Origin of the sequence: Mucilaginibacter sp. 22184, from assembly GCF_052045695.1 — a bacterium.
Classification (GTDB): Bacteria; Bacteroidota; Bacteroidia; order Sphingobacteriales; family Sphingobacteriaceae; genus Mucilaginibacter.
This window is the reverse complement of sequence record NZ_JBQEPI010000001.1, coordinates 230,428-256,625: the sequence shown is the minus strand read 5'-3', so window position 1 is coordinate 256,625 and position 26,198 is coordinate 230,428. Positions and strand designations below refer to the sequence as shown.

General features: G+C 42.9%; 16 protein-coding genes. 12 read left to right on the top strand and 4 right to left on the bottom strand.

Features of this window, described 5'->3' with window-relative positions; all coding sequences use genetic code 11:
• Positions 1-209: 209 nt before the first annotated feature.
• Both nagA and pyrH read left to right on the top strand, forming a co-directional pair.
• On the top strand, positions 210-1,328 hold the full coding sequence (gene nagA, locus ACTJKG_RS01020; protein ID WP_440738106.1) for an N-acetylglucosamine-6-phosphate deacetylase: 1,119 nt from the start codon (positions 210-212) through the stop codon (positions 1,326-1,328).
• 270 nt (positions 1,329-1,598) lie between these two features.
• Entirely contained in the window at positions 1,599-2,303 is a 705-nt protein-coding gene (gene pyrH / locus ACTJKG_RS01015) for a UMP kinase (RefSeq protein ID WP_172336107.1), read from the top strand.
• Positions 2,304-2,402: 99 nt separating this feature from the next.
• On the opposite strand, the gene ACTJKG_RS01010 is transcribed toward pyrH, so the two are convergent.
• On the bottom strand, positions 2,403-4,904 hold the full coding sequence (locus ACTJKG_RS01010) for a M1 family aminopeptidase (protein ID WP_440738105.1): 2,502 nt from the start codon (positions 4,902-4,904) through the stop codon (positions 2,403-2,405).
• A 295-nt stretch (positions 4,905-5,199) separates the two neighbouring features.
• Here ACTJKG_RS01010 and ACTJKG_RS01005 point away from each other — a divergent pair, with 295 nt between their 5' ends.
• The 7 genes from ACTJKG_RS01005 (at position 5,200) to ACTJKG_RS00975 (ending at position 21,487) form a co-directional block, all read left to right on the top strand.
• Positions 5,200-7,572, top strand: a complete 2,373-nt coding sequence (locus ACTJKG_RS01005) for an ABC transporter permease (RefSeq protein WP_440738104.1) — start codon at positions 5,200-5,202, stop codon at positions 7,570-7,572.
• A gap of 68 nt (positions 7,573-7,640) precedes the next feature.
• Positions 7,641-10,070, top strand: a complete 2,430-nt coding sequence (locus tag ACTJKG_RS01000; protein ID WP_172336110.1) for an ABC transporter permease — start codon at positions 7,641-7,643, stop codon at positions 10,068-10,070.
• Positions 10,071-10,190: 120 nt separating this feature from the next.
• The gene (locus ACTJKG_RS00995; protein ID WP_172336111.1) at positions 10,191-12,572 is read left to right on the top strand and encodes an ABC transporter permease; all 2,382 of its coding nucleotides are present in this window, start codon (positions 10,191-10,193) and stop codon (positions 12,570-12,572) included.
• Between the two features lie 96 nt (positions 12,573-12,668).
• Positions 12,669-15,041: an ABC transporter permease gene (locus tag ACTJKG_RS00990; protein ID WP_172336112.1), complete on the top strand. Its 2,373-nt coding sequence runs from the start codon at positions 12,669-12,671 to the stop codon at positions 15,039-15,041.
• A gap of 88 nt (positions 15,042-15,129) precedes the next feature.
• Positions 15,130-17,505: an ABC transporter permease gene (locus ACTJKG_RS00985; protein WP_440738103.1), complete on the top strand. Its 2,376-nt coding sequence runs from the start codon at positions 15,130-15,132 to the stop codon at positions 17,503-17,505.
• Between the two features lie 83 nt (positions 17,506-17,588).
• Positions 17,589-19,949, top strand: a complete 2,361-nt coding sequence (locus tag ACTJKG_RS00980) for an ABC transporter permease (RefSeq protein WP_440738102.1) — start codon at positions 17,589-17,591, stop codon at positions 19,947-19,949.
• An 11-nt stretch (positions 19,950-19,960) separates the two neighbouring features.
• Entirely contained in the window at positions 19,961-21,487 is a 1,527-nt protein-coding gene (locus ACTJKG_RS00975) for an alpha/beta hydrolase-fold protein (protein ID WP_440738101.1), read from the top strand.
• A 117-nt stretch (positions 21,488-21,604) separates the two neighbouring features.
• Here ACTJKG_RS00975 and ACTJKG_RS00970 read toward each other — a convergent pair whose 3' ends face one another.
• On the bottom strand, positions 21,605-22,015 hold the full coding sequence (locus ACTJKG_RS00970; protein WP_166092758.1) for a BrxA/BrxB family bacilliredoxin: 411 nt from the start codon (positions 22,013-22,015) through the stop codon (positions 21,605-21,607).
• A 212-nt stretch (positions 22,016-22,227) separates the two neighbouring features.
• On the opposite strand from ACTJKG_RS00970, the gene ACTJKG_RS00965 reads away from it, so the two are divergent.
• From ACTJKG_RS00965 to ahcY, 3 genes are all read left to right on the top strand, one after another.
• Positions 22,228-23,091 (top strand): peptidoglycan DD-metalloendopeptidase family protein, encoded by an 864-nt coding sequence (locus ACTJKG_RS00965; protein WP_440738100.1) that lies wholly within the window; start codon positions 22,228-22,230, stop codon positions 23,089-23,091.
• An 89-nt stretch (positions 23,092-23,180) separates the two neighbouring features.
• Positions 23,181-23,561: a bactofilin family protein gene (locus ACTJKG_RS00960; protein ID WP_172336117.1), complete on the top strand. Its 381-nt coding sequence runs from the start codon at positions 23,181-23,183 to the stop codon at positions 23,559-23,561.
• Positions 23,562-23,722: 161 nt separating this feature from the next.
• On the top strand, positions 23,723-25,039 hold the full coding sequence (gene ahcY / locus ACTJKG_RS00955) for an adenosylhomocysteinase (protein ID WP_172336118.1): 1,317 nt from the start codon (positions 23,723-23,725) through the stop codon (positions 25,037-25,039).
• Between the two features lie 356 nt (positions 25,040-25,395).
• Here the strand turns inward: ahcY and ACTJKG_RS00950 are convergent, their stop codons facing one another.
• Positions 25,396-25,704: a DUF3817 domain-containing protein gene (locus tag ACTJKG_RS00950; RefSeq protein WP_172336119.1), complete on the bottom strand. Its 309-nt coding sequence runs from the start codon at positions 25,702-25,704 to the stop codon at positions 25,396-25,398.
• A 9-nt stretch (positions 25,705-25,713) separates the two neighbouring features.
• Positions 25,714-26,175 carry a hypothetical protein gene (locus ACTJKG_RS00945; protein WP_172336120.1) on the bottom strand — a complete coding sequence of 154 codons (462 nt, stop codon included), beginning with the start codon at positions 26,173-26,175 and terminating at the stop codon, positions 25,714-25,716.
• Positions 26,176-26,198 lie beyond the last annotated feature (23 nt).

The following is a 26,198-nucleotide window of genomic DNA, read 5'->3' as shown; positions in this document are numbered from 1 at the left end:
CCCCCTCGTATTAACGAGGGGGATTTTTTTTGCAATATTATTTAGCTCATCCCCTCTTGAGAGGGGGCGCGTAAGACTGAGCGTTTGCTGGGGTGTGTTTTGCGAGCGAAAGATAACACACCCCTACACCCCTCTCAAGAGGGGAATCGCACAGTCCCCCGCTCTGGATAAGATATTTTATTAAGATTAACATTTTGATTTTTTAAATCATGTCTATCATCGCGCTTCACAATCTTAAATTGATTTCTGGTGGCCAGATCACCGAAGGTAAGGCCGTTTTAATATCCGGCGGACAGATCATTGATGTTATTGCCGATACGGCCATCCCACAGGATGCTGTAAAGAAGGATCTACAGGGTTATTATTTGGCCCCGGGATTTATTGATCTGCAGATATATGGCAGCGGCGGACAGCTGTTTGCTGGTAAACCAACCGTTGAAGCGTTGGCACAATTGGAAAACGACCTGTTAAACCAGGGCACCATTGGTGTGTTTGCTACCATTGGTACCAATACCAATGATATTGTGGAAGCAGGTATCGATGCCGCCAAAATATATCGCACACAAAGTAAAGGCGCTTTTTGGGGGTTGCACCTGGAGGGGCCATACCTGAACCCGGCGAAACGCGGCGCGCATCCCGAAAAGTTTATCAAGAAAGCTACGCTTGCTGAAGTGAAAAGCTGGTTGGAACGTGCCGATGGTGTGATCAAAATGATCACCATTGCGCCTGAGTTGCAGGATCAGGAAGTGATCGATTACCTGTTTAACCAGGGCATTATTATTTCATCGGGCCACAGCAATGCCACTTATGCCGAAGGAAAATCATTTTTGAACAAACCGGTGCAGGCCGTAACCCACTTGTTTAACGCCATGCCGCAAATGCACCACCGCGAACCGGGCTATATCCCCGCTATTTTTGAAGAGCGGCCGTATACCAGCGTGGTAGCCGATGGCGTCCATGTTGATTTTGCTATGATCCGTTTGGCCAAACGCGAACTGGGCGATAAGCTTTTTTTAATAACCGATGCGGTTACCAGCACAAAAGAGGGCGCTTATCAGCATGAATTAAGGGGTGACAGGTATACTATGCCCGATGGCACACTGTCTGGCTCAACCCTAACCATGCTCAAAGCGGTTGAAAACTGTGTAAAAAAGGTAGGTATTGACCTTGCCGAAGCGGTAAATATGGCATCCCTATATCCGGCACAATTAGCTAAACAAGCCAAAAAAGGTAAAATTGAGAAAAACTTTGATGCCGATTTGGTTGTTTTTAACGCTGATTATGAAGTAAAGGATACTATACTGAAGGGAGAACTATTAAAGCACTAATTGAACCGAATTTTAATAAGCACGAATCAGTGCGAATTTTTGCGAAATTCACAAATTAAGAAAGTAATTCATGGAATTCGATTCAATTAGCGCACATTAGTGCCTATTTTTTTAACAAAGACAACATAAAATTTTAACACTGGCTTTTATTCTTTATTTTTGCCGGACTACCCATTATATGAACAGAGCTTTATCAATTCATGATATAAACGCAAGCAAGTTCTGTCTATTCCTATTACATCTATTTCTATTCATAACAAACCACACCAGATGAAGTATAAAAGAATCTTACTCAAGCTTTCGGGCGAATCGCTGATGGGCGCAAGACAATACGGTATTGATAACAACCAGGTATTGCAATATGCCCATGACATTAAAAACGTATATGATGCAGGTATTGAAATTGCGATTGTTGTTGGCGGCGGTAATATTTTCAGGGGATTAAGTGCCGAGAAATCGGGTATGGAACGTGCCCAGGCCGATTATATGGGTATGCTGGCCACCGTAATTAACTGTATGGCACTGCAAAACGCGCTGGAAAGTATTGGCGTGGAAACCCGCCTGCAATCTGCCATCAAAATGGAGCAGATCTGCGAGCCCTATATCCGCCGCCGTGCTATGCACCATTTAGAGGTAGGCAAAATTGTGATATTTGGCGCCGGTACCGGTAATCCTTATTTCACTACCGATACAGCCGCTTCGCTACGCGCTATTGAAATTAAAGCCGATGTGGTACTGAAAGGTACCCGTGTTGATGGTATTTATACCGCCGATCCGGAGAAGGATCCATCAGCTACCCGTTATGACGAGATATCCTTCCAGGAAGTTTATGACAAAGGCCTTAATGTGATGGACATGACCGCCATAACCCTTTGCCGCGAAAATAAACTACCTATCATTGTATTTGACATGAATGAGTCTGGCAACTTTATGAAAATAGCCCAGGGCGAAGCTGTAGGTACATTGGTACACTAAAATACACACACGTAGTTCCTTCTCGCAATGACGAGTGGAAGGGATAAAACAAAAAGGCCGCTATTTATAGCGGCCTTTTTGTTTAAATAATGGTGAAAATTATTTGGCATCTCCACCAAGCTCCTTGGCTACGTTATCTGCAGCTGTGGCTGATGCGGTATCATTTAACTGTGTACGTTGTGTTTTGATAGTTTGCATTAAAGTAGCTACAAACTTATCGGCACCGTACATTTTGTATTTAATACCAAACTCTTTAAGTTCGGCAATACCCTGTTGGGCGTATTCCGGTTTTTCAACTCTGCCGGTCAGATCGGCAAATACTCTTACACTGGTGAACTTGTTGTTAACCGTAGCATTTTTAAAAGTATCATATACATAGGGCCATTCGGCAACGCCTCCTTTTGTAGCGTACAGGCTAAATATGGCAGTTGTTAAGGCGCCTTTGTTGTCTTTTTCAAGAGCTTTGGCCTGTTTTAAAGCTTCAGGAGCATCTACCTGGCTAAGTGCTGTTAAAGCCGCTCCCTGCACCGCGTATGATTCGCTGTTGATGGCTTGTTTAAACAGCGTTGCATTGCCGGAGGCATTAAGCTTGCCTAAAGCGGAGATAGCCGCTGCTTTGGCCAGCGTATTATCATCGGTTTGGGCCAGCGATGCTAATATAGGTTGTGCCGCGGTACGGATATCATCATTAGTAAGGTTTAATGCTTTGATGGCTTTGATACGCAGGCCATAGTATTTATCCTTTAAGGCGGCTATGATAATTTTTTGATTGGCTTTTTCCTTTTGATTGGCAGCGGCAGCTTCAATAGCTTCGTATCTGTCCATATATAAAGGGGCGTTGAAGTACTGGTAAGAGAACTCCTCTATGCTTTTATTATCGGTTTTTTTAGCCAGCAAAATTTTATCGCCATCCACATTCACCAGGTCGGGTTTGGTAGCTACGTGGAAGGTTAAGGTATCGGCCTTGTCGTTCATCCAAACTTTATGACGTTCTTTTTTACCGCCGGCATAAATATCAATAGCCATGGGTAATTTAAAGGTTTGTCCATCCTGGTTTTGCTGCAGGTAAACGGTTTGGGTTTTGGTGGCATCATCCCATTTGTAGCTGATGCTTAATACCGGGTGACCGGCACCATAGTACCACTGGTTAAAGAACCAGTTCAGATCGAGCCCGCTGGCTTCTTCCAGGGCCAGGCGCAGTTGCTGGGCCTCACCGTTTTTGAAAGCGTTTGTTTTGAGGTAGATATTTAGTCCTTTAAAAAAGGCGGCATCACCCAGATAGTTACGCAGCATATTTAAAATACGACCGCCCTTTTGGTAAGTAACTACATCAAAAACATCTTCCCTATCGTCATAATGAAAGCGTACCAGATCCTTATTTTTAGCGTCGGGCGATCTTAAATACTCCAGCATCTGGTTATGGTTATGCTCGTCGCCAGCATCCTTACCGTATTTATGTTCGGCCCAGAGGGTTTCGCTAAAGTTGGCAAATGATTCGTTTACGGTGAGGTTGCTCCAGCTTTCGGCGGTTACATAATCACCAAACCATTGATGGAAAAGTTCATGCACAATAGTGCTGCGGCCGTCGTTATAGTAAGCATCGAGCAGTTCACGGTGAGTGCCTTGCACGTACTCGCCATGTAAAGTAGCTGTGGTATTTTCCATAGCGCCACTTACATAATCGCGCACTACAATCTGAGCGTATTTGTTCCATGGATAATCAACACCCAGGGTTTTGGAGTAAAACTCGATCGCCTCGGGTGTAAACCCGAATATTTCTTTGGCGTAAGGGGCGTATTTGGGCTCCAGGTAATAGTTTACCTCTTTATCGCGCCATTTGTCTTTATAGATCTTGAAATCGCCCACGGCCATCATGAACAAATATGGAGAGTGCGGCAGATCCATTTTCCAGTAATCGGTACGGGTACCATCGGCATTGGTTTTTTGCGAAACCAGTTTGCCGTTGGATAACGTTACGTACTTGGAAGGCACAGTCATGGTGATCTCTTCGGTAGTTTTTTGGCTTGGCTTATCAATGGTCGGGAACCAGGCCGATGAGCTTTCGGTTTCGCCTTGTGTCCAGATCTGGGTTGGTTTATCCTTTTCGGTACCATCGGGGTTAATAAAATATAAACCTTTAGCATCGTTGATAGCAGCGCTGCCTTTGGCTTTTAATTCGTTTGGCTTAGCGGTGTAATCAATGTAAATGGTATAATTTTCGTTGTTATGGTAAACCTTATCCAGTTTGATAGCTACCGAAAGGCTGTCCTGATAAGTAAATTTCAAAGGAATGTTTTTACCGTTTTTCACCACGGATATATTTTTAAGATCCATGCCTTTGGCATCCAGTCTTAAACTGTCGGTTGGGTAAAAGTGAGGTTTTAAGGTAACCCATTCTTTACCGTACAGGTAACGCTTCTTATAATCAAAGCGAACATCGAGCTTGGTGTGTATCAGGTCGTTAACCTTGGTGGGTACCGCACGGTAAATTTTCATTTCCGGATCGTCCGGTTTTGGCGCCTGTTGCGCATACGATGAGGTAAGGGCTGCCGTTAGCGCGCACGATAACAGCAACGTTGAAATTGGTTTCAGATCAGTCATATAACAATATTAGTATTTTGTACTCAATAAATACAAACCGAAGGCACAATAGTGAATTTAGCACACCATCAGTTTAAACAAATTAGCTCAAAGTTGCTATGACGTTTTAAGCGTACTATATGTTACGACAGATATAATTTATTTTAACATATACCGCGTAAAAGCGAACACCACCTGTACGGATTCGAACAGTTTGAGTAGATTTTATTGTTTAAATATTTGATTATTAGTATTTTAAATATGTGGCACAATATTTTATCCTGAGTAGGGGTACCTAATATTATAAGCTTGCTGTATGATCAAAAACTATTTAAAAATCGCCTGGCGCAATTTGGTAAAGAACAAGGTGCATACGTTTATAAACATAGCTGGTTTGTCCATTGGTTTGGCCTGCAGCCTGCTTATTATGCTTTGGGTGCAAAATGAGCTAAGCGTTGATGCTTTTCATAAAAATAAAGCGCGTTTGTATAATGTTTATGAGCGCCGGTACTTTGATCATAAAATTTCTGGACAGTATAATACCCCGGGAATACTCGCAGCTGAAATGAAAAAGGTGTTTCCAGAGATAGAGTATGCCATAAATGGGGTATATAATGATAACAATACCTTCATGGTGGGGGATAAGATAATCAGACTTAGAGGAGGTGCGGCAAGTCCTGATTTCTTTAAAATGTTTAGTTTTCCGCTTCTTCAGGGTAACGTGCAAACTGCGTTAAGTTCGCCATTAAGCATAGCTATATCACGTAAAATGGCCGAGGACTTTTATGGCAGCACGCAGGCAGCTATCGGCAAAACCATTCGTTTTGAAAACAAAAAAGATTTTAAAATAAGTGCTGTATTTGAAAACCTACAAGCCAATACATTAGAAAAATTTGAATATATCATTAATTGGGATGCTTTTCAGATAGAACATCCCGGAGCTAAACAATGGGATAACAATTGGCCGCGCACCACTGTAATGCTAAAAGCTAATGCCAACCCTGAGGTGTTTAGAAAAAAGATAACCCACTTTCTGAATAATTATCAGACCGGCCAAAAAAAGGGGATTTTTACTACAGATCTTGATATACAGCGTTACGATCAAAAATATCTGTATGGTAATTTCTCGGGTACTACTTTTAATAGCGGGCGAATTGAATATGTTCACCTGTTTGGCATAGTAGCAGTTTTTATTTTATTGATAGCCTGTATCAACTTTATGAACCTCACCACAGCACGCTCTGTTAAACGGGCACGCGAAATAGGTGTACGCAAGGTTGTAGGTGCTGTACGTTCTGTGCTGATCAAACAATTTATTGGCGAATCGTTATTGGTAACTGCGCTGGCCGTCATAGTGTCTTTAGTATTGTTGATGTTGCTGTTGCCTCTGTTTAATCAGCTAACCCAAAAACATATCGGGCTGCCATTTGAGCAGGTTGGTTTTTGGTTAAAATTAATCAGCATCACACTAATAACTGGTTTGGTATCGGGTAGCTATCCGGCGCTGTTCCTGTCGTCATTTAACCCGGTTAAAGTTTTAAAAGGTACCCTTAAGTTAGATTCCGGTACAACATTATTCCGTAAAGGTTTGGTGGTATTTCAATTTGTACTATCGGTTGTTATGATCATCGGAACTATTGTTGTTGCCCGGCAGATGAACTTTATCCAATCCCGCAACCTGGGTTATGATCGCGACAACCTGGTATACATGCCTGTAAATGGAGCCCTCAGCTCGGCCTATGAAGTTTTCAAGACCGAAGCTTTAAAGATGCCGGGAATCAAATCGGTAACCATTTCGGGTTCAAACCCTACTATAATTGATAATGGTACTGTTGGTGTGGAGTGGACAGGGAAAGACCCTAACGTTAGCATCAGGTTTGTACAAACTCCCATTGGGTTTGATTTTATAAGCACCCTGAAATTAAAGCTGCTTGCCGGTCGCGATTTTTCTAAAGATTTCCCTACAGATACCTCCGGTTACATCATTAATGAAACAGCCGCGAAAAGAATGGGTTACACCAACCCCATTAGACAGCCTTTAAGTTTATGGGGGCAAAAAGGTAAAATCATTGGGGTGGTTAAAGATTTTCACCTCAACTCTATGCATGAGCAAATAAATCCGCTGATCCTGTGGTCTGGAAAAGCAGAAAATTTCGACAATCTATTGATTCGGACAGAGGCTGGTAAAACGAAGGAGGCTTTGGCCAGTTTGGAATCTTTAAGCAAACAAATTAATCCCGCATTTTCATTTACGTATACTTTTTCTGACGAAGAATATCAGAACCTATATCAAAGCGAGCAGATAGTGGGCAAGCTGGCTAATGTATTTGCGCTGCTGGCTATTTTTATTTCGTGTTTGGGGCTGTTAGGCCTGGCTATGTTCACCGCCGAGCAACGGGTGAAAGAGATTGGCATACGCAAGGTGCTGGGAGCCAGCGTTGGTTCGCTCTTCAACCTGTTATCGTCCGAATTTTTGGTGCTGGTAGTAATTGCCCTGCTCATTGCTTCGCCAATAGCCTGGTATGCTATGGACAAATGGCTACAGGGATTTGCTTACCATGCCAGTATCCAATGGTGGATGTTCGCCTTATCCGGTGGTATGATCATCCTGATAGCCCTGGCGACGGTAAGTTTCCAGGCTGCTAAAACAGCGCTCATAAACCCGGTGAAAAGTTTAAGGAGCGAGTAACCATTGAATTTCGAATCTTGGAGGTTCGATTTCGGGTTTAGAATTTAGTTTTTAGAATTTTAAGAGTCATGATAAAAAGTTATTTAAAAACGGCGTGGCGGTTTTTGCTGAAGAACAAGACATTCAGCTTTATAAACATTATTGGTTTAGCTACGGGCACCTTATGCTGCCTGTATATTTTGCTGTATGTACAGGATCAGTATAGTTATGATCAGCATCATCAGGATGTAAGCAGCATATACCGTGTTACCACCGACCTGGAGTTGACCGGCGATAAGCATCATACGGCAACAAGTTCGCCGCCCATAACTCCGGCCATGAAAAATGATTTTGCCGAAGTGCAGCAATTTACCCGGGTGGCCAACACCGAGGGGTTTGGCGCTAAACAACATTTGCTGCGTTATAAAGAAAAATCATTTTATCAGCAGGAGGCTGTTTATGTCGACTCTACCTTTTTTGATATGTTCAGCTATCATTTTGTTGCTGGTAATGCGCTAAAAGCATTAGCCGAGCCTTATTCGCTTGTGCTTTTAAAACCTGTTGCTGATAAACTTTTTGGTACCGAAGATCCGGTGGGTAAAATGGTATCTATTGATAATTCATTCGGCAAGCATGATTTTAAGGTGACCGGTGTGGTTGATGAAAGTGCCGGGAAAACGCATATCCATGCCAATATGTTCCTTGCTATGAATAGCGGAGGCTTAGGCCAATATATCAGGCAAAACAATACCTGGGCGGGAAACAATTTTTTGTATGCCTATATTAAACTAAAGCCCAACACTAATGTAACTACGCTGGAAAAAAAACTGCCCGATTTTTTAAATAAATATGGCGCCGCGCAATTTAGAGAGATAGGCATGAAAAAAGTGCTGCATCTGCAACAGGTATCAACTATCCATACAACACCCGGGTTTGAGCATGAGCTTACCAAAACACTTGATCCATCCTTCCTGTACATATTAATATTGATAGCCGTACTGATACAGGTAATAGCCTGCATCAATTTCATGAACCTATCCACCGCCCGCGCCTCCAAACGAGCCAAGGAAGTAGGTGTACGTAAGGTAATTGGCGCCGGCCAGGCCGATCTGATCAAACAGTTCCTGGGCGAGTCGTTTTTATTGGCCTTGATAGGGGTAGCTATCGCATTGCCATTACTTATCTTGCTGTTGCCTTATTTAAACCAGATAACCCGGTCAGATATACACCCGTCATTTTTTACCAATTACAAACTTTGGATAATGCTGTTAAGCCTGGTAACCATTACCGGTTTGGTGGCCGGCAGTTATCCCGCATTTTATTTATCGGCCTTTAAGGCTATAAAAGTGATCAAGGGCAATTTTACCAGTCATATTTCGGCTGCGGGCATCCGCCGGTCGCTGGTGGTGTTTCAGTTTGTTTTGTCCATTGTGCTGGTTACCGGTATCATTGTTATATACACGCAGCTCAATTATATTAAAAATAAGGACCTTGGTTTTGATAAGAACCAAAAATTGATCTTTAATTTTTATACCAACGGCACCCAGGCCAAGATGCCCGTTTTTACAAACGACCTGAAACAAATGGCCGAGGTAAAGGCCGTTAGTAATGCCGATAACTACCTGGGCCAGTTTGTGCCACATGATCATGGTGTTTACCTGGCCGGTGGTAATATGGCAACGGCTATAGATGCACAAAATATAAATACCGATGAAAACTTTGCCAAAGCAAATGGCATCAAACTGATAGCCGGGCGCGATTTCAGGCACGGTGATTCGAGCCGGGTACTCATCAATGAAACACTGGCTAAACGTTTAGGATTAAATCCACAAACCGCACCCGGTACCCGGTTATATACCCAATACGATCCCGATCCGGTAACGTTTGTTGAAGTGGCCGGCGTGATGAAGGATTTTAATTATAATTCCCTGCACAGCGAAGTGAAACCTTTTATGCTGGTTTATGATGGCCATCAAAACGAGCTTAACTGCATTGTAGTTTCAGCAAACAGTTCAAACTATAAAGCTATGCTCAAAAAAATGGAGGCCATATGGCATAAGGATCTTCCTGAAGTTCCATTTGAATATTCATTCCTGGATACAGAGGTGCAAAAGCAATATGAAAATGAGGCTACCCTGTCGCAGATCATCAATTCATTTACATTGGTAGCTATTGTTATTTCGTGTTTGGGGTTGTTTGGTTTGGCGGCTTTTAGCGCCGAGCAGCGGAGTAAGGAAATCGGTATTCGTAAAGTATTGGGGGCTAGTGTATCAGGTATAGTGGCTTTACTATCAAAAGACTTTTTAAAACTGGTTGTAGTAGCCCTGGTAATTGCCACGCCAATAGCCTGGTGGGGTATGAGTAAATGGCTGCAAGCCTTTGTATACCGCATCAATATAAGCTGGTGGATGTTTGCCTTAGCCGGATCGCTGGCGGTGCTTATAGCCTTGTTTACGGTAAGTTTCCAGGCCGTTAAAGCCGCGTTGATGAACCCGGTAAAAAGTTTAAAGAGCGAATAATGCGATTTCGGAATTGGGATGTTCGAATTTTCACTATTAATTGTTTTTAATGGTGTTCAAGAGGTCTTCGACGTTTCGGATTTAGAATTTATGTTTTAGGATTTAGTATTTAAAGACATCATGATCAAGAACTATTTAAAGATCGCCTGGAGAAACCTGATTAAAAATAAGGCTTCGTCCTTTATCAATGTTGGTGGCCTGGCCGTGGGTATGGCAGTGGCTGTGCTCATCGGGTTGTGGATATATGATGAGCTATCGTTTGATAAATATCATGAAAACTATGACCGTGTAGCCATAGTAATGCAAAACGAAGTTTTTAATGGCACGATCAACACAGGCGAACCAATCCCCCTGCCTTTGGATGCGGAGCTGCGCAAAAGCTATGGGAGCGATTTTAAACACCTGGCCCTATCGTCATGGACAAACAGCCATATTCTAAACGTTGCCGATAAAAAGCTTTCCTTTAAAGGGAATTTTATGGGTGCCGAGGCCCCCGAGATATTTTCGCTCAGGATGCTGCAGGGATCGCGTGCCGGATTGACAGATCGTTCGTCTATCCTCATCTCGCAATCGGTAGCCAAGGCATTGTTTGGTGATGCCGACGCGATGAACAAGATAATCAGGCTGGATAATAACGAAAGTTTTAAGGTTTCGGGCGTTTATGAGGATTTGCCGGGTAACACCACTTTGCACGATGTCGCTTTTATCGGCCCGTGGGAATATTATATCCATGCGCCGGGTAATGACCGGTCGCCAACTGATTGGGGCGATAATTCGCTGTTCATGTATGTGCAGATAGCCGATCATGCGGATATGGCCAAAATATCTGAAAAAATAAAAAATGTTAAGCTCAATAAGCTGGAACGGGAAGATAGAAAGTTCAACCCCCAGTTATTTCTTCAGCCTATGAGCAAATGGCATTTATATGCCGAATTTAAAAACGGTGTTAATACCGGGGGGGCTATTCAGTATGTGTGGCTTTTCGGTATCATTGGGGTATTTGTATTGCTATTGGCCTGTATTAATTTTATGAACCTGAGCACGGCCCGCAGCGAAAAGAGGGCCAAGGAAGTGGGGATACGTAAAGCAGTAGGCTCATTACGCGGGCAGCTGATCGGGCAATTCTTCTCCGAATCGTTCCTGATCGCTGCGCTGGCCTTCGGTTTATCGTTATTACTGGTTTGGCTGGCGCTGCCCTGGTTTAATGAGGTGGCCAATAAGCAAATAACTATTTTATGGAGCAACCCGCTCTTTTGGGCAGCTGGTATTGGATTTACATTATTTACCGGTACAATCTCTGGGCTTTACCCGGCCTTATATCTTTCGTCATTTAATCCGGTTAAAGTATTGAAGGGCACTTTTAAAGCGGGCCGGTTTGCCGCATTGCCGCGTAAGGTTTTGGTGGTAACTCAGTTTACGGTATCTGTTATTCTCATCATCGGGACTATTATAGTTTTTAAACAGGTGCAATTTGCCAAGAACCGCCCGGTGGGGTACAGCCGTGACGGCCTTATTGCCATCGAAGTAACCAACGATGATCTGCATAAACATTTTGAGGCCCTACGAGCCGATCTGCTTCAATCGGGAGCCATAGCCGAAATTTCGGAATCATCCAGCTCCACAACCGGGATAAACAATCATCGGGGTGATATTTCCTGGAAAGGAAAAGATCCATCCATGACCTCATTTTTTGGTAATATTATGGTTAACACCAACTATGGAAAAACGGTGGGCTGGCAGTTTACAAATGGCCGCGATTTTTCAAGCCGGTCTGTTGCCGATTCTACAGCGATTGTGCTGAATGAGGCTGCCGTAAAGTATATGGGACTGAAAAAGCCTATCGGTGAAATAGTACGTATTGGAAAATGGGATATGACTGTAATTGGTGTAGTGAAAGACATGGTGATGGAGTCGCCTTATGAACCGGTTAAGCAAACCATCTTCCGTATTGGCCGTGATGTTATGGATGACATCCTCATTAAAATTAACCCGAATATGAGCACTCATGATGCGCTCAGTAAGATCGAAACCGTGTGTAAAACCTATTCGCCGTCGGTTCCGTTTTCGTACCGCTTTGCTGACGAAGCCTATGCCCGGAAATTTGCCACCGAAGAACGGATAGGCAAGCTGGCAAGCTCATTTGCCCTGCTGGCTATTTTTATCAGCTGCCTGGGCTTGTTTGGCATGGCATCTTTTGTAGCTGAACAAAGGGTAAAGGAAATAGGTGTGCGTAAAGTATTGGGTGCTAGTGTATTTGGTCTTTGGCGCTTAATGTCGACGGATTTTGTATTGCTGGTGATTATCGCCTTGTTTATAGCTACGCCGGTTGCCTACTACTTTATGCATGGTTGGCTGCAACACTATACTTACCGGGCCGAACTTTCCTGGTGGATTTTTGCTATAACCGGTGCGGGAGCCATTGTTATAACACTGCTCACCATAAGCTATCAGAGCATCAGAGCGGCGCTGGCTAACCCGGTAAAAAGTTTAAGGAGCGAATAATAAGCAAAAAGCCAAAGGCTTAATGCTTAAAGTAATAAGTAAGATAATAAAAAGCTTTAGGCTTTGTGCCTTAGCTTTAAGCTTAAAACGTACAACATGTTAAAGAACTATTTAAAAATCGCGTGGCGTAATCTGATCAAAAATAAGGCGCATAGCTTTATTAATATAGCGGGCTTATCGGTAGGGCTGGCTTGTAGTCTGCTCATTTTATTATGGGTACAAAATGAGCTGAGTATGGATCAGTATCATACCAATGGCAAGCGCTTATATTCGGTTTATGAAACGCAATATGTTGATAATAAGATAGAGGGGCAGTACAGCACACCGGGGCTGCTGCCAGAAGAACTGAAAAAACAAATACCCGAAATTGAAGCCAGCACCGGAATCATTAACGGGGAAGAAAATACTTTCCAGGTTGGTGATAAAGTATTAAAAATGAATGGCAGCGATGCCAGTGCCGATTATTTTAAAATGTTTAGTATCCCACTACTGCAGGGGAATGCACAAACAGCTTTAAATTCGCCCGTAAGTCTGTCTATATCCCGTAAAATGGCCAGGGCATTTTTTGGCAGTCCGGAGGCCGCTATCGGTAAAACTATCCGCTATGATAACCGGAAGAATTTTACCATCACCGGTGTATACGAAGATCTGCCCAATACCTCTTCTCAAAAATATGATTACCTCATGAACTGGTACAATTATGTAGAGGAGAATCAATGGGTAAAAAGCTGGGGTAATAACGGGCCTGCAACAGTTATTATGTTACGTCCCGATGCGGATGCGGGACTGGTTGAAAAAAAGATAACTCACTTTTTAGATAACTTAAACAAAAGCCAGAAGAAAGGAACCTTTACCGAAGAATTAGGGTTGCAAAGGTTTGGCGACGGCTACCTGCAGGGCAATTTTGAACATGGGAAACCGCAGGGTGGGCGTATGGAATATGTTCGTTTGTTTACTATTGTAGCTATTTTTATTTTACTGATAGCCTGTATCAATTTCATGAACCTTACTACAGCCCGGTCGGTTAAGCGCGCCCGCGAAATTGGCGTGCGGAAAGTGGTGGGTGCGGTACGTTCAGTTTTAATCAAACAATTCATCGGCGAGTCATTACTGGTTACTTCGCTGGCGGTAATTGTTGCGTTAGTGTTGTTAACACTGCTGTTACCGGTATTTAACCAGATTACCCATAAAGAAATAGAATTACCATTCGATCAACCTTTGTTCTGGCTCAAACTGGCCGGTATTACCTTAATTACGGGATTGGTATCGGGAAGTTATCCGGCTTTGTTCCTGTCGTCGTTTAATCCGGTTAAGGTGTTAAAGGGGGCTTTAAAATTGGACACGAGTTCCACATTGTTTCGCAAAGGGCTGGTTATATTTCAATTTGCGCTGTCGGTAATTCTGATAACCGCCACCATTATTGTTTCGCGGCAGATGGCTTACATTCAGTCAAAAAACCTGGGGTACGACCGCGAGAACCTGATCTACATCCCGATGAATGGGGAGCTTATAACCAAATATAGCACCTTTAAGGATGAAGCCTCCGGCTTGCCTGGCATACAATCGGTTACCCGTATCACCAATAACCCCACCAATATTCAAAACTGGACAGGTGATGTTAGCTGGATTGGTAAAGATCCAAATGTAATTATTCAGTTTACACAGGTTTCTGTTGGGTATGATTTTGCGAAAACCATGAAACTGAGGATGCTGGCCGGGCGGGACTTTTCAAAAGCTTTCCCGACTGATTCGGTTGGATACCTGATCAATGAGGCGGCCTTAAAGAGGATAAAATACACCGATCCTATTGGCAAGCCGCTCACTTTCTGGGATAAAAAAGGGACGATTGTTGGCGTGATCAAGGATTTTCATTTTGCTTCTATGCATGATCAGATCAAACCATTAGTAATACGGCTTAAGGAGGATGAAAAATATGGTAGCGTACTGGTAAAAACACAACCCGGTAAAACCCGCGAGGCGCTGGCTGGGTTGGAAACCCTGACTAAGCAAATTAATCCGGCATTTCCGTTTACCTATAATTTCTCAGATCAGGAGTATCAGAAATTGTATCAGAATGAACAGATCGTAACCCAACTGTCAAACGCGTTTGCATTCCTGGCCATATTTATATCATGTTTGGGGCTGTTAGGTTTGGCCATGTTTACGGCAGAGCAACGGTTAAAAGAGATCGGTATCCGCAAAGTGCTGGGCGCCAGCGTAGGTTCGCTGCTTACTTTATTGTCCATGGAGTTTTTGGTGCTGGTTGTTATTGCTTTATTGGTGGCTTTACCGGTTTCGTGGTATGGTATGAGTAAATGGCTGCAGGCATTCGCTTATCGTACACCAATGCAATGGTGGATGTTTGGCATGGCTGGTGGTATTATTGTTATTGTAGCTATGTTAACGGTTAGTTTCCAGGCTGTAAAAGCGGCCCTTGTTAATCCAATAAAGAGTTTACGGAGCGAGTAAGGAGATATTGGAGTTCGGATGTTTGAATTCGAATTTAGAAATTAGGGTTTAAAATTTAAGTATTTAGGTTTTAGAATTTTAAAGAATCATGATCAAAAGCTATTTAAAAATTGCCTGGAGAAATATTGCCAGAAACAAGGTGCACACGTTTATTAATGTGGCCGGTTTGTCGGTGGGTTTGGTATGCAGCCTGCTTATTTTATTGTGGGTACAAAATGAATTGAGCATAGATGGTTTTCTTAAAAACAGCTCCCGTTTGTATTCGGTATATGAGCACCAGAACTATGACCATAAAATGCATGGTTCATATAATAACCCTGGGCCAACCGCCGAACAGATGAAAAAGGTTTTGCCCGAAGTGGAGTACGCAACCAGTGCCGGCTTCGATCAAACAAATACCTTCCAGGTAGGTGATAAGATCCTGAAGCAAAGCGGATCGGCCGCCAGCGCCGATTATTTTTCCGTATTCAGCTATAAACTTTTGCAGGGGAGCGCCAAAAGCGCATTAAATACCCCGGTGAGTTTAGCTATCTCGCGTAAAATGGCTGTCGCGTTTTTTGGAAGCCCCCAGGAGGCGATAGGTAAAACTATCCGTTATGAAAACAGCAAAAACTTCTCAGTAACCGCGGTATTTGAGGATATGCCCACAAACTCGTCGCAAAAATTTGATTATCTGATTAACTGGTACGCCTTTTTGGATGAAAACGGCTGGGCCCGGGAATGGGGTAACCAGGGGCCCGCTACCTTCATTATGTTAAAACCCAATGTTGACCCTTTGGCATTCGAAAAAAAGATAGCCCATTTCTTAGATCCCTATAACGGAACCAATCGTAAAACATCAACCTTTATTATCGACCTGGGTATTCAGCGTTACGATGAAGGATACCTGCATGGCACTTTTGAGGGTGATAAATTTGTAGGTGGCCGTATTGAATACGTGCGTATTTTTAGTATCGTGGCCATATTTATTTTGTTGATAGCCTGCATCAATTTTATGAACCTAACTACAGCCCGTTCGGTTAAGCGGGCTAAAGAAATTGGTGTACGCAAAGTGGTTGGCGCTGAACGCTGGGTTTTAATACGGCAATTTATCAGCGAGTCGTTGCTGATCACTACCCTTTCGGTGGGTATAGCTTTGCTACTGCTTGTTGTATTGCTTCCTGTATTTAACCAGGTAACGCAAAAACAAATAGAACTGCCCTTTAACCAGGCTTCATTCTGGATTAAATTAGGTTTCATCACTTTGGTAACCGGTTTGGTATCTGGCAGCTATCCGGCTTTGTTTTTATCCTCATTTAACCCCGTAAAAGTTTTAAAGGGCACATTGAAACTGGATGCAGGCACTACGCTTTTTCGCAAAGGGCTGGTTGTATTTCAGTTTGTATTGTCGGTTATACTCATCACCGGAACTATAGTTATTTCGCGCCAGATGAACTATATCCAATCAAAAAACCTGGGCTACGATCGCGAAAACATGATCTACGTACCACTTGAAGGAGATCTGCTACCTAAATACAACTTATTTAAGGAAGAGGCTTTACGGATGCCCGGCATACAGTCGGTAACCCGTATCAGCACCGAACCCACTAACATCCAAAATGGTACAGGTGGAGTAAATTGGATAGGGAAAGATACCACGGTTAATATTCAGTTTACGCAGGCTTCTGTAGGATATGATTTTGTGAAAACCATGAAACTGCAGGTGCTTTCGGGCCGCGATTTTTCAAAGGAATATCCAACAGATTCGGTGGGTTATATACTGAACGAGGCCGCCTTGAAAAGAATAGGTTATAAAGATCCCATCGGGCAGCCCCTCACCTTTTGGGGAAAACGGGGAAAGATAGTGGGTTTGATAAAAGATTTCCACTTCAACTCGATGCATGATGAAATACGACCACTGATATTAAGATTAAGAGAACACGAAACGTATGGGAGTATACTGGTAAGAACCGAGCCCGGTAAAACCCGTGCGGCGCTGGCCAGTATGGAACATCTGTGCCACCAGCTAAACCCGGCATTCCCGTTTACCTATAATTTTTCGGATCAGGAATATCAGAAGCTATACCAAAATGAACAGATAGTTGGCAAACTATCCAATGGGTTTGCTTTTCTCGCCGTATTTATTTCTTGTTTAGGTTTGCTTGGCCTGGCCATGTTTACAGCTGAGCAGCGGGTTAAGGAGATAGGTATCCGTAAAGTGCTGGGTGCCAGTATAAGCTCATTATTTACTTTACTGTCATCAGAGTTTTTGATATTGGTAGTTATCGCCCTGCTTATTGCATCGCCCATTGCGTGGTATGCTACAGGTAAATGGCTGCAGGGTTTTGCCTATCGTACACCGGTACAATGGTGGATGTTTGCACTGTCGGGAGTTATCATCGTTTTCATTGCCCTGATTACGGTAAGTTTCCAGTCGGTTAAGGCGGCATTGATCAACCCGATAAAGAGTTTACGAAGTGAGTAAGTTTGATTTTGGATTAACGCCATAGAGGGCTTCGCCGTTTTCCGATTTAGAGTTTAGGTTTTATCATTTAGATTTTAAATATCATGATCAGGAACTATTTAAAAATCGCCTGGAGAAACCTTATCAAAAACAAGGGACACTCCGCAATCAACGTGATCGGTTTGTCTGTTGGCATGACCATAGCTATGCTTATTGGTCTTTGGATAGGCGACGAACTTTCTTTTAATAAATATCATCGGCACTATGATCACATTGGGCAATTGATGACAACCCAAACGGCAAATGGCGAAACTGGTACATTTCCTTCAACCGTTGTGCCCTTAAGTAATGAGCTCCGCACAAAATATGCGGGTGATTTTAAACTGGTGGCCTTAACCTCGGAGGGCACGCATATATTGGCCGTTGGCGATAAAAAGATATCACAAAATGGTATGTGGACAGAGCCGGGTATGCCTGCTATACTTTCACTAAACATGGTGAAGGGCAGCTATAGCAATTTTAATGATCCTTCGTCTATGGTGATGGCACAGTCGGTTGCTAAAGCTTTGTTTGGCGATACCGATCCTATCAATAAAGTAGTGCGCATTGATAATAAAACCGATATGAAGGTAACGGGCATTTACCAGGACCTGCCGCACAACACTACCTTTTATGCCACTAAGTTCATGCTGCCCTGGAATAATCCTGCAAACTGGTGGGCAACCCAAAAAACAGCATGGGATAATCATGATTGCCATCTTTTTGTGCTGATGAATGATCATGCCGATTTTAAAGCAGTATCGGCCAAAATACGAAACATTACCAGGCCGTACTTTAAACTCAATAACGAAACCATGCAGGTGCATCCCATGAGCAAATGGCATTTATACAGCGATTTTCAGAATGGGACAGCTGTTGGCGGGCGCATTCAGTTTGTTTGGCTATTTGGCGTTATTGGCTTGTTTGTATTGTTACTGGCCTGCATCAATTTCATGAATTTAAGTACCGCCAGGAGCGAGAAGCGGGCCAAAGAGGTTGGTATCCGCAAAGCTATTGGTTCCGTTCGCGGCCAGTTGATCGGGCAGTTCCTGAGCGAATCATTACTTGTGGTGTTTCTGGCCTTGCTGTTAACCATTGTTTTAACTTTATGGGCTATCCCTTACTTTAACCATTTGGCTGATAAGGAAGTAGATATCCCGTGGGGTAACCCATTATTTTGGTTGTTTACTTTAAGCTTTGCGGTTTTTACCGGCCTAGTTTCGGGGAGCTACCCGGCATTTTATTTATCAGCATTTAATCCGGTAAAAGTATTAAAGGGAACTTTCAAAGTTGGGCGTTTAGCTTCAATTCCGCGCAAGGTGCTGGTAGTGGTGCAGTTTACCGTATCCATTATTTTAATTATAGGTACTATAATTGTTTTGCGGCAGATACAATATGCTAAAAACCGCCCCGTCGGTTATTCGCGTGAGGGGTTGATCACTGTTGAAATGAATACACCAGATATATTCGGGCATTATGAGGCACTGCGGCGTGACCTTATACAAACTGGTGCCGTTGAAGACATGGCCGAATCAAACAGCACCACCACACAAATACGGTCAAATAACTTTGGTTTTAACTGGGCCGGAAAGCCAGCGGATTTTAACCCGGTATTTGGTTGCATTGCCATTACCTATGATTTTGGCCATACTGTTGGCTGGAAAGTAGTTAATGGGCGCGATTTTTTCCGAAGCTTCCCTACAGATACGGATGCCTTTATACTTAATGAATCGGCATTAAAAATGAGCGGTATCAAAAACCCTATTGGCAAAACAATGTATTGGAATGGTAAAGATCATGTGATTACCGGTATTGTTAAAGATATGGTCATGGAATCACCCTACAACAAAACGGTAGCTACCGTTTTTATGATGAAACCAGATTGGGCCAACCTGATAACTCTGCGTATAAAGCCCACCATGCCTATACATGACGCTTTGCTTAAAATTGAACCCGTATTTAAAAAGTTTAACCCAGGCAGCCCATTTGAGTATAAATTTAATGACGATGTGTATGCCCGCAAATTTTCTGACGAAGAACGAATTGGCAACCTGGCTTCTGTATTTGCCACGCTTGCAATTTTTATCTCATGCCTGGGCCTGTTCGGGCTTGCATCCTTTGTGGCCGAACAGCGTACAAAAGAGATTGGGGTACGCAAGGTATTGGGTGCATCAGTGGCTAACCTGTGGCGCCTGCTCTCTGCCGAGTTTGTGATACTGGTGGTGATATCTATATTGATAGCTGCGCCTTTAACTTACTACTTTATGCAGCGCTGGTTGCTGGGTTATCAGTACCGTATTACCATATCCTGGTGGATATTTGTATGTGCTGGGGTAGGGGCTATTAGCATTACCCTAATTACCGTCAGTTTCCAGGCCATTAAAGCTGCAATGGCCAATCCGGTAAAAAGTTTAAAAACAGAGTAACGATCTCTAAAATGAAAAATAAGCTTCGCCTTTTTTTATTACTGTCGATAATCTTAATTGTCGGTTTGCTTAACGTAGCCAAGGCACAAGACACCGTTGTCACGAAAAACTATCACGGCAAGCTCGATTCCATAAACTCAGATATACTAAAGCAAAAAAGGTTGATACAGGTGTTCACTCCGCCTGGTTATAAACCCGGGAGCACCGATAAATATAATGCGTTGTACGTGCTTGATGGCGGTAACTGGAATACAGGGTTGATCATCGATCTTCAGCACCTTTTAGAGGGGGATGGATATATGCCACCAACTATCATCGTCAGTGTTTTGGGTATCGATCGTAATAAGGATCTTACCCCAACGCATACAGACGATTTGAAAACATCTGGCGGGGCCGATAAATTCCTGAGCTTTATTAAGAATGAGCTGATTCCTTATGTTGAAAAAACCTATCCTTCTGATGGCGATAACACATTGTGGGGGCATTCATTTGGGGGGTTGTTTGTAATGTACGCGTTGTTAAATGAACCAAGAGTTTTTAAATCATATATCGCGGTAGATCCCAGTTTTTGGTGGGATAAAAGTTATCTCCCCAAAATCGCTGGCGATAAATTACCTGCGCTGACCGATTTAAATGCAAGCCTGTTTATAAGCGGGCGCGAAGGCCAGGGTGTTAAGGAGATGAAAATAGATACGATGGATGCTATCCTGAAAAAATTAGCTCCAGCAGGCCTGGTTTGGAAGAGTGTTGCCTATTCTGATGAAACACATGGTTCGGTACGCTTAAAAAGCACTTACGATGGTCTAAAATTTACCTATTCAGGTTTTAACAGGAATATTGAATTTCATCCCATGAATGGCATTGTTTTAAAAGACAAACCAATTAAAATACGGTATTTTAATGATACCACCAAGGTATATTATACCCTTGATGGAACCGAGCCAACAATTTCGTCGGCAAAAATGCGGTCCGAGATTACGCTGACCGGCGCTGTCAGGGTCACCAATAAGTATTTTGCTTCCCGGAGCCGTTATAATAAAGTTACCACGGGCGATTTTATAATCGGGAAAACTTTGCGCCTGGCTCCGCAGCAGAAAGATTTAAAGCCAGGTGGTTTTGATTACGCTTATTATGAGGGGAAATGGGATAGCCTACCCGATTTTAAAAAACTAACACCAATACAAACCGGGAGCACCAAAATACTTGATATCAATAAACTGCCCCGGCAAGATAATTTCGCCCTACTTATTAGCGGACAACTGGAAACAAAAGAGGATGGCTATTACTTTTTCTTGCTGGATGCCGACCCAGGTTCAAAATTATATCTGGGCAACAAGCTATTGATACAAAGTGATAGTATACACACGCAGCGAAAATCATTTATATTGCCATTAGCCAAAGGATTTTATCCCTTCAGGTTTGAGTACATCCACAAACAGGGCGACCGAAAGCTATTTCTGAGGTACATGACGCCCGCTATCATGGATGCCAAAAAGCCTGTAATGATTCCCTTTGAGCTACAATACGGACATAACTAAATGTCTCGGATATGGTGCGGAATATGCCCAACAAAAAAATCCGATATCACTCGATATCGGATTTTTTATTTATTGACCAACTGGCTTTCAGCTTTTTGCTTTAAGCCTTCGGCCTAATTAGCAATATTCTTCAAACGCGCCAATCAGATTATCAGCGATCATTTGAGCCGGACGGCCTTCAATTTGGTGACGCTCGATGATATGTACCAGTTTGCCATCTTTAAACAAAGCCATCGCTGGTGATGATGGAGGATATGGCAACATATAGTTACGGGCAGCATCAACAGCTTCTTTTTCCATACCTGCAAAAACAGTTACCAATTTATCAGGGTGTTTTTCATTTGCTGCCGCTATTCTTGCTGCAGGGCGCGCGTTAGCCGCTGCACAACCACAAACCGAATTTACCATTACAAATACAGTGCCTTCGCTTTCAATAGCATGCTTTACAGCATCGGCATCCTTAAGCTCCTCAAAGCCAACTCTTGTCAAATCTTCCCGCATTGGGGCAACTAAATATTCCGGATACATAATGTTTTTTGTTAATACTAAAATTTACTTCAAACAAAAATAATAAATGATTATCAGCTTGTATGTAAAAAACACAATAATAACACTTTGCTGACGATGGAGCTCGCTAAAACCTCAACAGCTAATTGCTTATTAGTTATTGTTTTATTGAAAACAGGGGTTGATTTATAAATTGTAATAAGTATATTGCGCACCCCTAAGTAATGAATTGGATGAATAAAAAACCTTCTGAAATTAGCACAGTTGTTATCATTAGCAAGAACCAGCAGCATACTAAATCGGTACAAATAAAAACCAAGCATTTAAACAGAATACGGCACTATGTATATAGTACACTGGGTGTTGTGTTGGCGTTGGTAGGTTTGGTGATTTATTTAAGAGCGCAAAATTCCAGGCAGGAACAAGAAAAGCAACAGTTACTTGCACAGATAGTAAAATTGAAAGGAGCCGTTCCGGTGGTATCTGTTCAGGGTAAAGAAGGCAGCGCCCAATCATACATTCAGGCTATTGAGGGAAAGTTAAAAACTATTAACAATTATTTAAAACGCCGGGGCCTAAAAGGCTTTGCAACCAATGGTGTTGGCGGTGATAATGATGCCGAGGGAAAAAAATTAAGCGATAAGGAAGTGTATTCCTTATATAACGATTATCTGAACCGTTTGGTAGGTACCATAGCGTTTACACCAATGGGATATCCGCGTATCAGCTCCTTTACTTCATTTTTTGGCTACCGTAATGATCCCTTTGATGATGGCCATGCCGAGTTTCATCCGGGCATCGATTTTAAAGGCCACAAAGGTGATGAGGTAAAATGTACAGCCAGCGGCAAAGTGGTTTTTGCAGGTTGGAGCGGTGGCTATGGCAATTGCATCCGCATAGCGCATATCAATAACCTGGAGACCGTGTACGGTCACCTGTCAAAGATCAAAGTAAAAGTAGGCCAGGAAGTAAGTGTTGGGGACGAAATAGGCCTCGTGGGTTCAACCGGTCATTCCACCGGTGCGCACCTGCATTATGAGGTACGTAAAAATGGCAAACCTATCAATCCGGTTAACTTTTTAACACTCAATAAATAAATTGGTAAGTGGTGAATAGAGAGTAGTGAATGGCTTTGTTAACTACTCACTATTCACCACTCGCTACTCACCAATTCATACAACACCAAATGGCTATTTTCGGAAAAAAAGATAAAGTTGCGCTTGATCTTCAGGCTATCTCCACGCTGATTGGTGATGGCGGCATTTTAGATGGTAACCTTAAAGCTCCGGCTTTTGTTCGTATCGATGGACAAGTAAACGGCGATGTAACCATTGATGAGGGCCTGATACTGGGCGAAAAAGGATTGATCACCGGGAACATCCATACCAAAGAAATAGTAGTTTACGGAACTGTTAAGGGCGATATTCAAACGGAATCGCTCGAAATAAAAGCCACCGGCAAAATTACCGGCGAAATAACTACACAAACGCTGCTGGTTGAAACCGGAGGGGTGTACAACGGCAAGCTCACCATGCAACAAGGCGATAAAAAGCTTTTAGGAGCGTAATAGGTTTTACGTTATCATGCTTAAACCAAAACGTATTACGTGCAACCTCACAGGTATAACGTAAAATTATCCTATGGCAACTAATTAAGCCGGCCAGGCGCTTCATTTCATTTTGATGTTTTTATGGTTTATTTTTGTACCTCATAAAAACCCGAAATGTTATGTCATCAGTAGAAACTGCATTCGTTAAATACAAAGTAAAAGACCTTTCACTGGCCGATTGGGGCCGCAAAGAAATTGAGCTGGCCGAAGCTGAAATGCCTGGCCTGATGGCTCTGCGTAAAGAATACGGCCCGTCACAACCTTTAAAAGGTGCGCGTATTGCAGGCTGTTTGCACATGACCATCCAAACCGCTGTTTTAATTGAAACCTTAGTTGCCCTTGGCGCCGACGTTACCTGGTCGTCATGTAACATATTCTCCACCCAGGATCATGCTGCTGCCGCTATCGCTGCTGCCGGTATCTCTGTTTATGCCTGGAAAGGTATGAATGCCGAAGAGTTTGACTGGTGTATTGAGCAAACCCTGTATTTTGGCGAAGACCGCAAACCATTGAACATGATATTGGATGATGGCGGCGATTTAACCAACATGGTACTGGATAAATATCCTGAGCTGATTGCTGAGATCAGAGGTCTTTCAGAAGAAACCACTACCGGTGTACACCGTTTATATGAGCGTATGAAAAACGGCACCTTGCCAATGCCTGCTATCAACGTGAACGATTCGGTTACCAAATCAAAATTTGATAACAAATACGGCTGCCGCGAGTCATTGGTTGACGCTATCCGCCGTGCTACTGATGTGATGATGGCTGGTAAAGTAGCTGTTGTTTGCGGTTATGGCGACGTAGGTAAAGGCTCTGCCGATTCATTACGCAATTCAGGTGTGCGTGTTATTGTAACCGAAATTGACCCTATCTGTGCTTTACAGGCTGCTATGGAAGGTTTTGAAGTGAAAAAATTGTCAACCGCTATTGCCGAGGCTGATATTGTGGTTACCTGTACCGGTAACAAGAACATCGTTCGTGAGCAACATTTTCGTGCATTGAAAGATAAAGCTATTGTTTGTAACATTGGTCACTTTGACAACGAGATCGATATGGCCTGGTTAAACAGCGCTTACGGCAATACCAAAATTGAAATTAAACCACAGGTTGATAAATATACCATCAACGGTAAAGATGTGATCATCCTGGCCGAGGGGCGTTTAGTGAACCTGGGTTGTGCAACGGGCCACCCAAGCTTTGTAATGAGTAACTCGTTCACCAACCAAACCTTAGCTCAATTAGAGCTTTGGACAAATGGTGCCGCTTACGAAAACAAAGTATACACCCTGCCAAAACACCTGGACGAAAAAGTTGCCCGCTTACACCTGGCTAAAATTGGAGTGGAGCTGGAAGTACTTGATCAGGATCAGGCCGAGTACATTGGTGTAACTGTTGAAGGTCCGTTTAAACCGGAGTACTACCGTTATTAAGTCAAAAGTTAAAATTCAAAAGTCAAAAAGGGCATGGTTTTAGGATCATGCCTTTTTTGTTTACCTTAACTTTAAATATGCTGCTCATAGCTATCACGATATTGATAATTTGTTTGCTCTTGGCCAGATTTGCCCATAAGGGGAAATGGCTTTGGCGGTTTTGTTTAATAAACGTAATCGTAATGGTTGTTTATAACTTGATCGGGTGGACATGCATGGGTGCCGGAGGGCAAGGCTTCATGTTAATATTAATAACCATATTACACATTTTGCTATTATTTATTGTAGTTGTGATAGGTGCAATCAGCCAATCGGTAAAGGAACAAACGCGTAATTGAATTAGCACGGCCCGATTTTTACTTTTCTATTTTCCTCAAAATCCTACTGTCGATATAAAATGTTCCGAAGGGGATAATGCAGGCAATGAGCACTTTCCAGGTGGTTGTTTTAAACTTCCATTGCTGCTCAACGCCAACACTTAGGGTGTTAAATACAAAAAGCAAAAATAAAGCGCCATGTATAGGGCCCATAGCCTTCACCAGGGAAGGATCATGTCCAAAATACTTTAAGGGCACAGCTATAAAAATAAGGATGAGCAGTGATATGCCTTCCATAAAAGCAATGATACGTAGGCGGCCGGTGTTTGATTGGAGTAAGTTTTTCATACGGAATAATTAAAATGATCTTAAATACGGACGGAGGGCAAGCGGTGAAAATGGCCAGGGAATAGCCATGAAAATAAGGAGCAGGGCTATGCTGAAACTAATAAGCATTATCCTGAACTTTTCATGGGCAAATAAAACCCGTTTAGCTTTTGCCGAGCCAATGGTAACCACAACAATGGCAGTTAGCATTAAGCTGATATGAATGATGCCAAAGAAAACCGGTTCTGTGATGCGGCCACCACTGCCCGGTGCCCTGAATAAGGCTTTAACCGTATCGCTCTGGGTATATAAAACAATACCTAACAATAGTTGAATGTGGGCTATGGTGGCTGTCCAGTGCCTTACCAGATCATCTGTTTTGGTAAACGGACTGTGTTTAAAATATCCACGGTACGATCTGTAAATGGCGTATAATAAACTGCCCAAAACAAGCCAACGGAATAAGGAATGGAAAAAAAGGAGTGTATTCATAAGGAGATAAACTAAAACATACT

Bases quoted from the DNA above. Each gene is read 5' to 3' on its own strand.
- ACTJKG_RS00995 (WP_172336111.1), top strand. From the start codon at position 10,191: ATGATCAAGAACTATTTAAAGATCGCCTGGAGAAACCTGATTAAAAAT.
- pyrH (WP_172336107.1), top strand. From the start codon at position 1,599: ATGAAGTATAAAAGAATCTTACTCAAGCTTTCGGGCGAATCGCTGATG.
- ACTJKG_RS00990 (WP_172336112.1), top strand. From the start codon at position 12,669: ATGTTAAAGAACTATTTAAAAATCGCGTGGCGTAATCTGATCAAAAAT.
- ACTJKG_RS00945 (WP_172336120.1), bottom strand. From the start codon at position 26,175: ATGAATACACTCCTTTTTTTCCATTCCTTATTCCGTTGGCTTGTTTTG.
- ACTJKG_RS00970 (WP_166092758.1), bottom strand. From the start codon at position 22,015: ATGTATCCGGAATATTTAGTTGCCCCAATGCGGGAAGATTTGACAAGA.
- ACTJKG_RS00985 (WP_440738103.1), top strand. From the start codon at position 15,130: ATGATCAAAAGCTATTTAAAAATTGCCTGGAGAAATATTGCCAGAAAC.
- ACTJKG_RS01000 (WP_172336110.1), top strand. From the start codon at position 7,641: ATGATAAAAAGTTATTTAAAAACGGCGTGGCGGTTTTTGCTGAAGAAC.
- ACTJKG_RS01010 (WP_440738105.1), bottom strand. From the start codon at position 4,904: ATGACTGATCTGAAACCAATTTCAACGTTGCTGTTATCGTGCGCGCTA.
- nagA (WP_440738106.1), top strand. From the start codon at position 210: ATGTCTATCATCGCGCTTCACAATCTTAAATTGATTTCTGGTGGCCAG.
- ACTJKG_RS01005 (WP_440738104.1), top strand. From the start codon at position 5,200: ATGATCAAAAACTATTTAAAAATCGCCTGGCGCAATTTGGTAAAGAAC.
- ACTJKG_RS00950 (WP_172336119.1), bottom strand. From the start codon at position 25,704: ATGAAAAACTTACTCCAATCAAACACCGGCCGCCTACGTATCATTGCT.
- ACTJKG_RS00980 (WP_440738102.1), top strand. From the start codon at position 17,589: ATGATCAGGAACTATTTAAAAATCGCCTGGAGAAACCTTATCAAAAAC.
- ACTJKG_RS00960 (WP_172336117.1), top strand. From the start codon at position 23,181: ATGGCTATTTTCGGAAAAAAAGATAAAGTTGCGCTTGATCTTCAGGCT.
- ACTJKG_RS00965 (WP_440738100.1), top strand. From the start codon at position 22,228: ATGAATAAAAAACCTTCTGAAATTAGCACAGTTGTTATCATTAGCAAG.
- ahcY (WP_172336118.1), top strand. From the start codon at position 23,723: ATGTCATCAGTAGAAACTGCATTCGTTAAATACAAAGTAAAAGACCTT.
- ACTJKG_RS00975 (WP_440738101.1), top strand. From the start codon at position 19,961: ATGAAAAATAAGCTTCGCCTTTTTTTATTACTGTCGATAATCTTAATT.